Genomic DNA, 14567 nt, shown 5'->3' with positions numbered 1-14567 from the left:
AGCGGAGTGCCCCACACGCCCCCCGGGAGCCCCGAATGCGCCGCCGCACCCTCCTCACCACCGCCGCAACCGCGTTCACCGCCTCCGCCTGCGAAGGCACCGCCCACCCCAAGCCCACCCCGCCCCGCACCACCTCACCCAGCGCATCGACGCCCCCGGCCCCGGCGGACCTGAACGCCCTCGCCCGCTCCCTGGAGGGCAAACTCGTCCGCCCCGAAGACGCCGACTACGCCGCCGCCCGCCAGCTCTACAACACCCGCTACGACCCCCAGCGGCCCGACGCCGTGGCGTACGTCGCCCACGAGGCGGACGTACAGGAATGCCTCGCCTACGCCCGGGTCCACCGCACCCCGATCTCCGTCCGCAGCGGAGGCCACGACTACGCCGGGTGGTCATCGGGCACGGGCCGCCTGGTCATCGACGTGTCGCGGCTGAACGGCGTGGCGGCCGACGGCACGATCGGCGCGGGCGCGCGGCTGATCGACGTCTACACCGACCTCGCCAGGACCGGCCGCGCGATCCCCGGCGGCTCGTGCCCCACCGTCGCCGTCTCGGGCCTGACGCTGGGCGGCGGCCACGGCGTGACGGCCCGCGCGTACGGGCTGACCTGCGACAGCCTGACCTCCGTCCGCCTCGTCACCGCGGATGGCCGAAAACTGACGGCGAGCGCGAAGGAGAACCCGGATCTGTTCTGGGCCCTGCGCGGCGCGGGCAACGGCAACTTCGGCGTGGTCACCGGCTTCACCTTCCGTACGCACCAGGCCCCCCAGGCCGTGACCGCCTATCTGACCTGGCCCTGGCGGCAGGCGCAGGCGGTGGTCGAGGCGTGGCAGGAGTGGGGCCCGGACCAGGCGGACGAGATCTGGTCCGCCGCGCACCTGGCGAGCGCGGCCGGCGGCGGCAACCCGACCATCAACATCGCCGCGTTCTCCATCGGTTCGTACGGCGATCTCCAGAACGCCCTCGACCGCCTCGCCGACCGCGCCGGCGCCCCCGCGGCCTCGGTGTCCCTGCGCCGCACCGGCTTCCAGGACGCGATGCTGCTGTACGCGGGCTGCTCCACCTTCAGCCAGGCCCAGTGCCATCTGCCCGGCCAGACCCCGGGCCGCAACCCCCAGGGAGTGCTCCAGCGCGAGACGTACGCCGCGAAGTCCGACTTCTACACCAAGGCGCTCCCCCAGGCAGGAGTACGTCAACTCCTCAGCAGCTCCGAGGAGTTCACCCGTATCGCGGCCGCCGACAACGGGGGCGCGGGCACCCTCGTGCTCACCGCGCTCGGCGGCGCCGTCAACCGGGTCGCCCCGGACGCGACCGCCTTCGTGCACCGCACCTCGCGGGTGCTCGCCCAGTACATCGCCTCGTGGCAGGCGGGCACTCCGGGCGCGACCCAGCAGTCCTGGCTGATCCGCACGCACAGCGCGATGCGCCCCTACGCGTCGGGCGCGGCGTACCAGAACTATCCGGACCCGCAGCTCACCGACTGGCGTACGGCCTACTACGGCTCGGCCGCGCCGCGCCTGGCCCAGCTGAAGAAGCAGTACGACCCGACCAGGCTGTTCGACTTCCCCCAAGCGCTCTGACGGGGCGCCGGCTCAGGCGGCGAGGTCGCGCTCCTCGGCCCCCGGGTACTCGACCGCACCGCCGGCCGCGGCCGGAACCACGGTCAGCGCTTTGCGCGAGTGCACCAGGCGGCCGAGCCGCGGCGAGCGGGCGACGGCCGCGACGACCGGGGTGAGCAGCATCTGGGCGAGCGGGGCGAGCAGCAGCGCGACGGCGGTGCCGAGCGCGAAGCCGCCCACGACATCGGTCGGGTAGTGCACGCCCATGTAGACCCGGCAGAACCCTTCGAGCAGGGCGAGGCCGAGCGCGATGAGGCCGAACTTCCGGTTGGCGACGAAGAGTCCGGCGCCGATGGCCATGGCGAGGGTGGCGTGGTCGCTCACGAACGAGAAGTCGCTCTTGCCGTCCACCAGCACGTCCAGACCCTTGTGGTCGAGGAAGGGCCTCGGCCTCTCCACGAAGCCGCGGATGGGGATGTTGACGAGCACGGCGATCCCGGCGGCCAGCGGCGCCCACACGATCCCGGCCACGGACGCGACCGCCGACTGCCGGTCCTCCCCGCGCCGCACGCTCCACCAGCACCACAGCACGACGAGCACGAGGCCGAGCAGAATCCCGTACTCCCCGACGAACGCCATCGCACGATCGAGCCAGGAGGGAGCGTCCTTGGCGAGTCCGTTGATGTCGTAGAGCAGGCTGACATCGGGATTCGCGCCATCGAATGCGAGTCCAGCCATGCTGCGGCCCCTTGCCTTGTTCCGTCCTGCTACCAACCCCCGTGGTCAGTACGTACATCAGTCACTGTCCAGGGAACGCCCTGTTCGCCCGCCGCGTTCCACTCTCCACTGAATGATCACGTCGACGTTATCGAAGAGTGACTCATCGTCGCAGCTCAGGGCCTTGGCTTCACGGAGAGTTCCAGCCACCGGGGGAGCTTGTTCAAGCCGCCGGTTTGAAGCTCGGCAGGGCCGCGGCACCGTCCTTGGTGACCCGGGTCGCGCCGAAGTAGTCGGGCGCGTCGATCTTGTCGAAGCGGATGACGGCGCCGGTATAGGGCGCGTTGATCATGTACCCGCCGCCGACGTACAACCCCACGTGATGGATGGCCCGCGAATTGCTGAGGTCGGTCGAGAAGAACACGAGGTCCCCGGGGAGCAGCTCGTTCCTGGCGGGGTGCGGGCCGGCGTTGTACTGGTCGTTGGCCACGCGGGGCAGCGTGATCCCGACGCTCTGGTAAGCGGCCTGGGTAAGCCCCGAGCAGTCGAACCGCCCCCCTTGCTCAGGCGTCCCCTCCCCACCCCAGAGGTAGGGAGTCCCGAGCTTCTGCTGCGCGTAGTAGATGGCCCCAGCAGCCTGCTGCGAGGGCTGCACCCGCCCGACGGGGGCGGCGAAGCTCTTTTCGAGGGAGCGGATGGTTTTTACGTAGCCCTGGGTTTCCTTGATGTTCGGGACACCGCCGGCCTGGATGACTCGGTAGGCCCCCGCGTTGTATGCGGCGAGCATGTTGTCCGTCGTGTCCCCGGGCACGTCCTTGACGTATTTGGCCAATTCGCAGTCGTACGAGGCTGCTGACGGAATGGCATCCGCCGGGTCCCAGATGTCCCGCTTGCCGTCCCCGTTGCCGTCGATGCCGTGGCTCGCCCAGGTGTCGGGGATGAACTGAGCGATGCCGCGCGCGTCGGCAGGGCTGACCACCTTCGGGTCCCAGCCGCTCTCCTGGTACAGCTGGGCCGCGAGCAGAGCCGGGTTGATGGCCGGGCAGAGGTTGCCCCACTTCTGGACGATCGGCTGGTAGAGAGCCGGTACCGCTCCCTTGGCCAGTCCAACCGCTCCGCCCGCCGCCGAAGCAAGACCGGCGGCGGCCGAATACGTGCCGACGACGAGCAGCGCGACGAAGCTCAGGCACACCCCGAGCCCGATCCCGCCAACCAACAAGACCTTGCGCACGCCTCAACCCTCCCCCATCCAGGCCGTATTCACCGTCGTTTTGCCCGAGTGGCTCGGATCAGCCCACCCTGAAACCGGCGCACACGATGGACGCGTACTGCTTCGGAGCCTGCACGTGCTCGACAAGCAGCGTCCAGTCCCCGGGGTCCTTGCTCACGTCGATGGCCGGATGCGGCTTACCCATCACCGTCTCGGTGAAGTCGTCCGGATAAGTGAACTCCACCCACTGGCCAAGCCCCTTGGCGAACATGTCGACGGGCTTGCTCGCATAGCCGAGGTCGAGGTTCTGCTGGAGCACGCCCGCACCCGGGGCGCCGGTGTCCGGATCGATGGCGTGCGGCGGCTTCACAACGAGGGAGACGTAGTAGGGCGCCTTCACCTCGCTCTCCGCGTACGACTTCAGCAGGAAGCCGACCTTGAGCTTCCCGTTGAGCACCTCCTTGTGCTCGGTGCTTCCGAGCTCGGTCACCTCGTACGCCGAGAGGTTCGGGTTCAGCCGCTCCTCGGCGGGCAGCCCGCAGGACTTGGACTGCGCGTTCCAGTAGTCCCGCGAGGGGTTGGTCTGCTCGATGTACCCGGGCGTGCCCACCGGCTTCGTGCTGCCGCCGGAGGCATCGGCGCTGGGTATGGGCCCCGGCGAGGCGGACGCGGAGATGCCCGGCTTGGCCGAGGACGTCCCTCCAGCCTTCGCCCCGCCGTCACCCCCGGTGTCGCCCGGCAGCCACCACACGAGACCCGCCCCGGCCACGCCGAGCACCAGACCGACCGCGGCGGCCGCGAGCCACGGCGTGGTGCGGCGCTTGCCGGGGATGGCAAGCGCCGTCGGCACATACGTCGCCGGGTGCTCGGGCCCGCCTGCCGCCGCCGTGGGCAGGTTGTGCAGCAGAGCGGGGGCGGCCTGCGTCGCGTACGCCGGTACCGCGTCCCCGAGGCTCACCAGCGGCCGGTAGAACGGGTCCTCCACCAGCGCCGAGTCCACCCCGCACGCCTCGATCACCCCGGCCGCCCCGGGCCTGGCCGCCGGGTCCTTGGCCACGCACACCCGGATCAGTGCCGCGAGCCCGGGCTCGACACCGTCCACGTCGATCTCCCCGTGTGCGGCCCGGTACGACACCGCGTCCATCGCGCCCGAACCGAACGGGGCCCGTCCGGTGGCCGCGAACGCGATCGTCGCCCCTAGCGCGAACACATCCGCCGCCGAGCCGACCTGACCCGCCAGCAGCACCTCGGGAGCCGTGAAACCCGGGGTACCCGAGGCGTACCCGGTCTGCGTCAAAGCCGTATCCCCCGCCCCCTTCGCAATCCCGAAGTCGATCAACTGCGGCCCCTGGGGCGACAGGATGACGTTCTGGGGCTTCAGGTCGCGGTGGGTCACCCCGTACCCATGGACGCTCGCCAGGCCCTCCGCGAGGGCCGCGAACAGCCGGCGGCACGTGTCCGCGGGGAACGCGCCCCGCTCGCGCACCGCGTGGGAGAGCGTCGGACCGGCGACGTACTCGGTCGCCAGCCAGTACGGCGGCGCGGACAGCGACGCGTCGATGAGGTTCGCGGTGTACGCGCTGCGCACCGCCCGCACGGTCTCCGCCTCGCGCCGGAAGCGGGTCAGGGCTTCAGGGTGACCGGTGATCTCGTCCTTGATCACCTTGATCGCGACGAGCCGCCCGCCGGGCGAGCGCCCGAGGTAGACCATCCCCATCCCGCCCGCCCCGAGGCGTGCGAGCAACGCGTACGTACCGATCCGTTCCGGATCCTGCCGAGGCCTGAGCGCATCCACCGCCCAACCCTGTCATGTGACGGTGCGCGGTCAAATCCCGGGTGACCGGGTCGTCCTGCTCAAGGGAGGATGCAGGCACACGTGATGGGCCCATTCGAGGGCCGGGTCGGCGCCTGGGACGGAGTCCGTGCCTGATCAGGCTTCAACGGCTCGCTGGCGGCGGCAGGTTGGGGACTGATGGCCGTCGAGGGCGCCGCCGCCGGCTTGGGGTCGCCCGCCGCCTCCGCGAGCTTGTACAGCGACTTGGTGTGCTGGCCGAAGACGACGCTGTACGAGACGTCGGGGTCGTCGCCGCCGAACTCGTACCCGCCGATCACCCCCGCGACAGCCCCGCCCTCGACGACCCACGGGCTGCCGCTGGTGCCACCGGGGAAGTCGGGGCAGTCGATGCGCTGCTGGGTGTCGCCGTACGCGACGGACGTGTTCGTGCAGACCTGCGGGACCTCGGTGTCGCCCGGGTAGCCGGTGATGGTCACGGCCTGCCCGGTCGCCCGGCCGGCGAACAGCGGGGCGGCGCCCACCGCGTCCTCGATCTTCTTGCCCCCGTCCGTGCCGGGCCCGAGCACCGCGAAGGCGACGTCGCTGTCCTGGTCGCCGTCCTCGTTCCAGCTGTCGTCCGCGTACACCGACTCGATCGGCCAACTCCCGTACGGCGCCGCGCCGTCTCGGTAGGCGGGCACGAACACCGCCTTGCCGCCCTCCGATTCGTCCGCGGGCAGGCAGTGCGCGGCGGTGACGATCAGGTCGCGGCCGGAGCTGTGCACGACGGACGCGGTGCAGAAGTGCCCGCCGTCGAGGTCCCCCTTGAATATCGCGCCCACCCGGGCGTTGGCCGCCGTGGCCGGCGCCGCCTCGGTCAGGTTCTTCGCCGCCGCGTCGTGGTCCCCGTACGTCGGCATGACCAGGAGCACCGCCGCGGCCGACAGCGCGCCGAACTTTCCGCGCATGGTGGTCGCGAACTTCATCCCGGAGATGCCAGTGCGCTTCATACGGTGCGTCTCCTGGTGGTCGGCGGGCCTGCTTGCGGACTGCGGAACACTCTGACTCTCGCGGGTTCGGCTGAGAACGACCATGAACCTTTTCTGAGAAGTTTCTATGAACCGGCCCGAGCCGCCCCGTCGCCCGCGCACCTGCGCCGACGCCTGCCCGGCACGACAAGCGGCCCAAAGGTGTAACAACGACAGCCATTGCCGGTAGTCACCGTGCGTGATACACAGAGTGACCGTACGTGTTGTGGTGGACACCGGTTCATCGCAGGTCAGGGCGGTGCGACCGGCACTGCCGTGCGGAGTCGCGCAAAGAGAGGCGCCAAGGCGTCCTACTACGGCGGTTTCATCAGCGAAGATAGAGCCTGACCCATGCCGTGCGGCAAGGGCTTCGAACTACCCGACAGGGGCGGTGAGTTACATGTACCTGGCAGCCGGAAAAGGCGACATCACCACCATCATCGGCGGAATCGCCCCCAACTGGGGGCCGTTCGGGACGCTCGGCAACGAGGCCCGCATCATGGTGGAGGTGGTGATGGCGGTCGCCATCCTCCTCTGCCTCGGCATCGCGGTATGGGGCGCGGCCAAACAGAGGATCGGAGCGACGGCGCTGCGCGACACCTTCAGCGCCGAACAGGGCAAGGGCCTGATCGTGGCCGGCCTGACCGGAGTCTTCATCATCGGCTCGCTGGGCACGCTCTTCACCATCGTGTACGGAATGGCCGTCTGACCCTGAGTCAGTAGGCCAACTCCCCTTCCTTTCCCCCTCACACCACCCGTCCGTCGTGCCCAACGGCAGAGGTTGCGTCTCCCTGATGTCGAGTCACCACACCGCGCCCGCGCGGGAACCAGCACGGCTACCGTCGTACTACGCGGAACCGCACACGGTCGAGGGGGCGCAGGCATGAGTTTCGACGACGAGCCGGGCCACGGCGGGGGCGATCCCGGCCCCGCCGACGACCGCTTCAGCACGCTCGGCGGCACCCGCCAGACCCGCACCCGCCTGCCCGAAGGCACCGGCGACGCCTACGGCAGCGCCCGCCGCCCCCCGCGCAACACCCGCTCCCTGGTGATGGTCGTGGGCGTCGTGGTCCTGCTGGTCGCCGCGATCGCCTTCGCGAACCGGGGCGGCGACTCCGGCTCGACGTCGGACGCGGGGAACGCGAAGAAGCCGGACGCGCAGTCGACGGCGGCGACGGGCACGAAGCCGGTGGACGGCAAGCAGTCCGGCATCGCCTCCGGCTTCCCGCAGACGGAACAGGGGGCGCAGTCGGCGGCCGTCAACTACCTGGTGGCACTGGGTTCCGACGGTATGTACAACACCGGCCGGCGGCACGAAATCGTGAACACGGTGTACGCACCCGATGTCGCGGCGGCCCGCCTCGGTGACCTCGACAAGGTGTACTCCGGCAAGGACTTCCTGTCCCGCATCGGCCTCAATCCGGACGGCACGGCGCCCGCTGGGCAGACGTTCATCTCCCGGGCCAATCCGGTCGGTTCCAAGGCGGACCGCTTCGACGGCACCACCGCAAGCGTGTCGGTCTGGAACTCGTCGCTCTTCGGGCTGGCAGGCGAAGGGTCCAAGAACCCGGTGTCCGAGAGCTGGTTCACCAACACCTTTCAGCTCAAGTGGACCGGCACGGACTGGAAGATCACCGACTTCACTCAGAAGGACGGCCCGGCACCTGTCGGCCGTGACCAGGCCGCCGCTCCGGCCAAGGACATGACCGATGCCGTGGAGCAGTTCGGAGGGTTCACGTATGCCCGGTAAGCCGCCCCGCCGCGCCTTCTCGATCGCTGCCGCGTTCACAGCCGTCCAGACGGCGGCCATCCTGCTCGCGAGCAGGGCGTACGCCGCTCCTTCCCCAACACCGACTCCGAGCGGGGCGCCGGGCAGCAGCCCGAGCCCCAGCCCGAGCAACAACGCGTGCGACCTCATCCGCGGCCCCGCCAGGGACTACTGCGAATCCGGTTCCAGCAAGGGCGGGGGCGCGCCGGTGACCGACCCGAACCAGGCCGCCGACCCCCTGACCTCCCTGGCCAAGGGCTGTGCCGACGCCGCCGCCTGGATCGTCGGCAAGCTCTCCGACGCCGTGAAGAACACGGCCACCGTGGACTTCACCAACGGCAACTTCCGCACCCAGTACGCCGTCGTCTTCGCGGCCGCCACCTTCCTCACCCTCGTCCTGTGGCTGCTGGCCGTGGCCAAGCGGGCGATCCGCGGGGTGCCGCTGTCCACCGCGCTCTCGGAAGCCGTCGGGTTCCTGTGGCTGACCGTGCTCGCCTCCGCGTTCACCCCGCTGATCCTCTACACCGTCGTATCGGCGACGGACGCCGTGACAGAGGCGATCGCGTCCGCGACCGGCAACCAGTCGGACGTGTTCTTCGGCTCGTTCTCCGCCGCGCTCAAAAAGGGCACGGACATCGGCGGCGGCCCGATCATGCTGATCGTCGTCGCCCTGGTCTCGATCCTCGCCGCGGGCGTGCTGTTCCTCGAACTGGTCATCCGCGCCGCCCTGTTGTACGTCGGCGCCCTGCTCGGCACCGTCGTGTACGCGGGGCTCGTCGACAAGAACATGTGGGGCCACGTGCGCCGCTGGGCGGGCATCATGATCGCCGTGATCATGGTGAAACCGGTCATCGTGATCGTGCTCGGCCTGGCCGGAGCGCTCTCGTCCGGCAAGGGCCCCGACTCGTTCTCGGCCGTCGTCTCGGGCTTGGCGATCATCCTTCTGGCGATCTTCGCCTCGGCGATGATCTACCGCTTCGTGCCCGGCTTCGGCGACGAGATCGCCTCGGCCCGTACGAACCGCAAACAGGCCACCGACGGCTCGCAGGCCGCCGCCCTCATCTCCTCGCCCGCCGCCCTCGTCTCGCAGGGCATCAAGACCCACAGCGGCCGGGGCAACCAGGGGGGCGGCGCCGCCCAGGCCCGCCCCGCCAACCCCATGTCCGGTGGCGTGGCCGCCCACAGCAGCCGGGGCTCCGGCGGCGGAGTCGGCGGCGGATCTGTCCCCTCCGCCGCACCTCCGCCACGCCGCGGATCCGCGCCCACGTCCGGCACCCCGCACACCCGTAACAAGAACACTGGAGGTGGAGGGCGTTGACGACCCAGTCCCAGCCGGTCGCGCCCCGCCGTACGTATCTGATCGGCCGTGCCCGGCCGTCGGCCGTCGTCGGCAAGAACCGCGAGACCGGCGAGATCGTGCTGATCATCGGCGGCGCGTTCCTCGGCATGATGTGCGGGCTCCTCGTCCCCGTCCTGTCCCTGCGGATCGTGCTCCTGATGGGCTTCCCGTTCCTGGCGCTCGCCGCGGTGTACCTCCCGTACAAGCACCGCACGTTCTACAAGTGGTTCGAAATCAACCGCAGTTACAAGCGCTCGCTCCGGCGCGGCACCGCCTACCGGTCGGGCGCCGCCGAGGCCGGGGTGGGGCTCGACGGGCGCGAGGTCGAGGTCGGGCCGCCACCCGGCATCGGCCACATCAGCTGGCTCGCGGCTCCCTTCGGCCCGGACGAGATCGCCGTCCTGCTGCACGCGGACCGGCGTACGGTCACCGCCGCGATCGAGATCGAGGGCCCGGGCGTCGGCCTGCGCGACAGCGAGGACCAGGAGGCCCTCGTGGACCGCTTCGGCACGCTGCTCAAGCACGTCGCCAACGGCGACGGCTTCGTGACCCGCCTCCAGATGCTGGCCCGCACCCTGCCCGCCGACCCCGACGCGCACGCCAAGGACGTCGCCCAGCGCGGCGACACCAAGTCCCCCGACTGGCTCCAGGAGTCCTACGAGCAGCTCCAGTCGATGGTGTCCACCTCCAGCGAGCAGCACCGCGCCTACCTCGTGGCTTGCATGCAGTACAGCCGCGAGCTCGCCGCCGAGGCCCACGCCATGGCCCGCGCAGCCAACCCGCACGGCCGCAAGCTGGACCGCGACGCGGGCCTCGCGGTCGTCATGGCACGTGAACTGACCGACATCTGCGCCCGGTTGGCGGAGGCCGACATCCGCGTACGCCAGCCGCTCGGCCAGAGCCGGCTCGCCTCGCTCGTGCACTCCATGTACGACCCGGACCACCCCATCGACCACATCCAGGCCATGACCAAGCGCAACGCCTGGCCCGCCGAGCTGGACGCCGTCGAGCCGACGTACCTCCAGGCCAAGACCCGGGAATCCTCGACGCGGGCACCCTGGTGCCACGCAACCGCCTGGGTGAAGGAGTGGCCGATGACCCCCGTCGGCGTCAACTTCCTGGCCCCGCTGCTCGTCCACACCCCGGATGTGATCCGTACGGTCGCCGTCTGCATGGACCTCGAACCGACCGAAGTTGCGATTGAGCGAATGCTCACGGAAAAGACCAACGACGAGGCGGAGGCGTCCCGCGCGGCCAAGATGAACCGCACCGTCGACCCCCGCGACATCGCCGCCCACGGCCGCCTCGACCAGCGCGGCGAGGACCTCGCGAGCGGCGCCGCGGGCGTCAACCTGGTCGGCTACATCACGGTGTCCTCGCGCTCCCCGGAGGCGCTGGCCCGCGACAAGCGGACCATCAGAGCCTCCGCCGGCAAGTCGTACCTGAAGCTGGAGTGGTGCGACCGCGAGCACCACCGGGCCTTCGTCAACACCTTGCCGTTCGCGACCGGAATCCGCCGCTAGCCGAGAGGCAGTACCCGCCATGCGAGATCCGCTGTCTCTCGTCACCGACGCCTTCACCGCCCTGCTCTTCGGCAAGGTGGAGACCACCCGGCTGCCCGTCCGTACCTCCACGGGCCAGGCCCAGGCCGTCTACCTGCCGACCGCGGCCCCCGGCCTCGGCGACTCCGGCGTGATCATCGGGCGCGAGGTGTACAGCGGCAAGGGCTACATCTACGACCCCTTCCAGCTGTACGGCCAGCAGCTCCCGGCCCCGCACTGGCTGGTGCTCGGCGAGTCCGGCAACGGCAAGTCCGCCCTGGAAAAGACGTACGTGCTACGTCAGTTGAGGTTCCGCGACCGCCAGGTCGTCGTCCTCGACGCGCAGGGCGAGGACGGCGTCGGCGAGTGGAACCTCATCGCGCGCGAGCTGGGGATAACACCCATCCGGCTCGACCCGATGACCGCGATGGACGGCGGAATCCGGCTCAACCCGCTGGACCCGGCGATCACGACGACAGGCCAGCTCGCGCTCCTTCGAACGATCATCGAAGTTGCGATGGGACACGGCCTGGACGAACGATCGGGTTTCGCTCTCAAGGTGGCGCACGCGTACGTCAACACCACGATCACGGACCGCCAGCCGGTGCTGACCGACATCGTCGAGCAACTCCGCCACCCCGAGCCCGAGTCGGCCGAGGCGATGAACGTCGACATAGATGACGTACGGGCCTGGGGCCTGGACGTCGCCCTGGTCCTCGACCGCCTGGTGGACGGCGACCTGCGCGGCATGTTCGACGGCCCGACGACGGTGGGCATCGACCTGGACGCCCCACTGATCGTCTTCGACCTCTCCCACATCGATCGAAATTCGATCGCGATGCCGATCCTGATGGCCATCGTGGGCGTCTGGCTGGAACACACCTGGATCCGCCCCGACCGGAAGAAGCGCATCTTCCTGGTCGAGGAGGCCTGGCACATCATCAACAGCCCGTTCGTGGCCCAGCTCTTCCAGCGCCTGCTGAAGTTCGGCCGGCGTCTGGGCCTGTCGTTCGTGGCGGTGGTCCACCACCTGAGCGACGTGGTGGACGGAGCCGCGGCAAGGGAAGCGGCAGCGATCCTGAAAATGGCCTCGACCCGCACCATCTACGCGCAAAAAGCAGACGAGGCAAGGGCGACAGGCAGGGTACTGGGCCTCCCCCGCTGGGCTGTGGAGATCATCCCGACCCTCACCCCGGGCATCGCGGTATGGGACGTAAACGGCAACGTCCAGGTGGTCAAACACCTGATCACAGAACGCGAACGCCCCTTGGTCTTCACCGACCGCGCGATGACGGAATCGGCGGCAACGGACGACATCCTGGCCTCGGAGCTGGACTCCCAGCTCGAATCGGAAACAGAACGCCGGGCAGCGCTGATGGAACAACACCTGTCCGCCGAGGGCACGGTGGCGTGAGGTGAGCGGAACGGGCACCCCGAGAGGCGGCGAGCGCGGCGACCAGCGCGGCATCCCGGACGGACTCCTGGTGGGCCTGCTGGCCTTCCTCCTGGGCCTGACGGTCCTGGTATGGACGGCCACGGGCCTGGGGGGCCTCTTCACCCACGGGGCGTGGCCCCCCGCCGTATCGTTCACCCACAGCCCCATGGCCCTGCGCTCCCTGGCCACGTCCCCCCACGACCTACCGGCCGCCTGGCCGGACACCCCGCCAAACTCCCTCTCGGGATACGGCCTGTTCTGGGGCCTGTTGATCGGCGAGCTGATGATCCTGCTCGTCCTGACGATCTTCGCGCTGGGGACGTTTGCACGGTGGCGGGGGGTCAGGGCGAGAGCGAGGGAGGCGGCCGGATCGGGCGCGACCGCGAGCACGGCCCCGGAGCCGCCTTCACCTCACGCGGTGGGCAACCACCCCGATTCCGCTCTCGCTGTGGGCGGGTCTCCCCTGGTCGAGCGAAGCCGAGACCTTGGGGAAGGGTGGGCCCAACGAACCCCGCCGGCCGGAACCCCGGTCACCGCCCCCGGCCAGGCCCCACACCCCGAACAACCCACTCCCACACGGGAACCCGCCGCCACGCCAGTGGAGCAATTCCCGGCCCCCCGCGCAGAACAACCAACCCCACGCCTGCTCTACGGCGCCCCCGAAGCAAGAAGACCCAGAGCCCTCCAGGCAATCCAAGACGCAGAGGGCGCAGCCCTGATCGTCACCTCAGACCCCACCCTGTGGGCAGAAACAAAAGACGCCCGAGCCAAGCTGGGCCCCGTACACGTCTACGACCCAACCCACCGCTGCGACACCCCCGCCAGACTCCACTGGTCCCCCACAGCCGGCTGCGAAGACCCGGACACAGCAGCCGCGAGGGCAACCGCACTGCTCGCCCCCGTCCGCCCCCAGGCCCGCATGGACGCCGCCATGGCAGACACCGCGGAAACCCTCCTGCGCTGCTGGCTGCACGCCGCCGCCCTGGAGAGCCGCGACGGCAAGGCGACGAAGCAGCTGCACCGCTGGGCCCAGGGCACAGCGATTCAGGACGCGGTACGCATCCTCCGCACGCACCCCAAGGCTCAGAGCGGCGGCGCAGGACTCCTGGAGTCCGCGCTCACCGCCTACCCCGAACGCCGGGACGTCGCCCAGGAGTTGACGGCCCGAGCCCTCGCCTGTCTCTCTTCGATCCACATCCGCGATGCCTGCACACCAAACCGAGCAGATTCGCTCGCCCTGGAATCATTTGTGAACGAGGGGGGCACCCTTTATGTGGTGGGTGAAGCGATCGAGGACCCCCGGTCCCATCCCGCCGCGATGCCCCTGCTCACGGCACTCGCCTCAGACGTGGTCGAGCGCGGCCGCCGCATGGCCGAACGGTCATCTGACGGTCACCTCGACCCACCAATGACGATCGTCCTGGACGACGTCGCGGCCGTGGCTCCGCTTCCCCGGCTTCCGGAGCTGCTGTCGACCGGTCAGGACCGGGGCATGCCGCCCCTGGTCCTGCTCCGCTCCCCCGAACAGGCCCGAGCCCGCTGGACCGAGGCGCTGACGTAGGGCGTACGGCTACGGCCGCTCGACCGCCATCTCAAGGTCGTGGCAGCCGTCGCCGGACAGCAGGGCGGTGACCCCGGTCGGTACGAAGCCGATCTTCCGGTAGAAGCCCTGGGCGCGCGGATTGTTCTCGTGCACGAAGAGCCGGATCCGGTTCACCCTCGGCTCGTCCAGCGTCCAGGCCCATTCCATCGCGGCACCGAAAAGCCGTTCGGTCAGCCCGACCCCTCGGTGCTCGGGCCGTACGAATACGCCCACGAGGTGCGCCTGCGCCGAAGCAATCCGATTCCCGAAGACGTCGTCGCTGCCCTCGGCCTCGATCAGCACCACAACGCCGCCGGCCCATGCGCCATCGGCCCCCTCGGCGATGAAGTGCCGGGCGGAATTACCCTGCGAGGCCCCCTTCGCCCGCTCCTGCCAGTGCGAATCGGGCTTCGCGGACGCGTTCTCCAGCGTGTCCAGAAAGGCTACGGGGGCAGCGGGATCAGCAAGCGAAGCCAGCCGAAGTTCCTTGGACTTGCGCCATTCGTCGGCGCGGATGGGCCGTATGACATGTTCCATGAACCGATACTGCCACAACGCGAAAAAGCCCCGCACCGTGATCCGTTGATACGGACCTGGTGCGGGGCTTTCCCCAC

The 14567-nt window shown here is 69.9% G+C and carries 12 protein-coding genes; 7 read left to right on the top strand and 5 right to left on the bottom strand.

Annotated elements, in window-relative coordinates:
• Positions 1-35: 35 nt before the first annotated feature.
• Positions 36-1580: an FAD-binding oxidoreductase gene (locus tag ABD346_RS05500; protein WP_344372228.1), complete on the top strand. Its 1545-nt coding sequence runs from the start codon at positions 36-38 to the stop codon at positions 1578-1580.
• Between the two features lie 12 nt (positions 1581-1592).
• Here ABD346_RS05500 and ABD346_RS05495 read toward each other — a convergent pair whose 3' ends face one another.
• The 4 genes from ABD346_RS05495 to ABD346_RS05480 form a co-directional block, all read right to left on the bottom strand.
• Positions 1593-2297, bottom strand: a complete 705-nt coding sequence (locus ABD346_RS05495) for a phosphatase PAP2 family protein (RefSeq protein WP_344372225.1) — start codon at positions 2295-2297, stop codon at positions 1593-1595.
• A 202-nt stretch (positions 2298-2499) separates the two neighbouring features.
• Positions 2500-3492, bottom strand: coding sequence for a C40 family peptidase (locus ABD346_RS05490; protein ID WP_344372845.1), 993 nt, complete (start codon positions 3490-3492; stop codon positions 2500-2502).
• Positions 3493-3565: 73 nt separating this feature from the next.
• Positions 3566-5281 (bottom strand): serine/threonine-protein kinase, encoded by a 1716-nt coding sequence (locus ABD346_RS05485; RefSeq protein ID WP_344372222.1) that lies wholly within the window; start codon positions 5279-5281, stop codon positions 3566-3568.
• 59 nt (positions 5282-5340) lie between these two features.
• Complete coding sequence (locus tag ABD346_RS05480) at positions 5341-6270, bottom strand: trypsin-like serine peptidase (RefSeq protein WP_344372219.1); 930 nt, start codon at positions 6268-6270, stop codon at positions 5341-5343.
• Positions 6271-6688: 418 nt separating this feature from the next.
• Here ABD346_RS05480 and ABD346_RS05475 point away from each other — a divergent pair, with 418 nt between their 5' ends.
• The 6 genes from ABD346_RS05475 to ABD346_RS05450 all read left to right on the top strand — a co-directional run bounded on the left by ABD346_RS05475 (position 6689) and on the right by ABD346_RS05450 (position 13932).
• Complete coding sequence (locus ABD346_RS05475) at positions 6689-6997, top strand: hypothetical protein (protein ID WP_053729027.1); 309 nt, start codon at positions 6689-6691, stop codon at positions 6995-6997.
• Between the two features lie 174 nt (positions 6998-7171).
• Complete coding sequence (locus tag ABD346_RS05470; RefSeq protein WP_344372216.1) at positions 7172-8038, top strand: hypothetical protein; 867 nt, start codon at positions 7172-7174, stop codon at positions 8036-8038.
• Positions 8028-9374, top strand: coding sequence for a hypothetical protein (locus tag ABD346_RS05465; RefSeq protein WP_344372213.1), 1347 nt, complete (start codon positions 8028-8030; stop codon positions 9372-9374). Before ABD346_RS05470 ends, ABD346_RS05465 begins: the two co-directional genes overlap by 11 nt.
• Positions 9371-10918, top strand: coding sequence for an SCO6880 family protein (locus ABD346_RS05460; protein ID WP_344372211.1), 1548 nt, complete (start codon positions 9371-9373; stop codon positions 10916-10918). Before ABD346_RS05465 ends, ABD346_RS05460 begins: the two co-directional genes overlap by 4 nt.
• 19 nt (positions 10919-10937) lie before the next feature.
• Complete coding sequence (locus tag ABD346_RS05455; protein WP_344372208.1) at positions 10938-12350, top strand: ATP-binding protein; 1413 nt, start codon at positions 10938-10940, stop codon at positions 12348-12350.
• Position 12351: 1 nt separating this feature from the next.
• Positions 12352-13932, top strand: coding sequence for a type VI secretion protein (locus ABD346_RS05450; RefSeq protein WP_344372205.1), 1581 nt, complete (start codon positions 12352-12354; stop codon positions 13930-13932).
• A 9-nt stretch (positions 13933-13941) separates the two neighbouring features.
• On the opposite strand, the gene ABD346_RS05445 is transcribed toward ABD346_RS05450, so the two are convergent.
• Positions 13942-14567: GNAT family N-acetyltransferase (locus ABD346_RS05445; RefSeq protein ID WP_344372202.1), on the bottom strand; the 626-nt coding region annotated here is incomplete at its 5' end.

Source organism: Streptomyces mauvecolor (assembly GCF_039532965.1).
In the GTDB taxonomy this organism is placed as follows: Bacteria; Actinomycetota; Actinomycetes; order Streptomycetales; family Streptomycetaceae; genus Streptomyces; species Streptomyces violascens.
The sequence above is the reverse complement of the archived record's forward strand: the minus strand, read 5'-3'. Positions and strand labels throughout refer to the sequence as shown.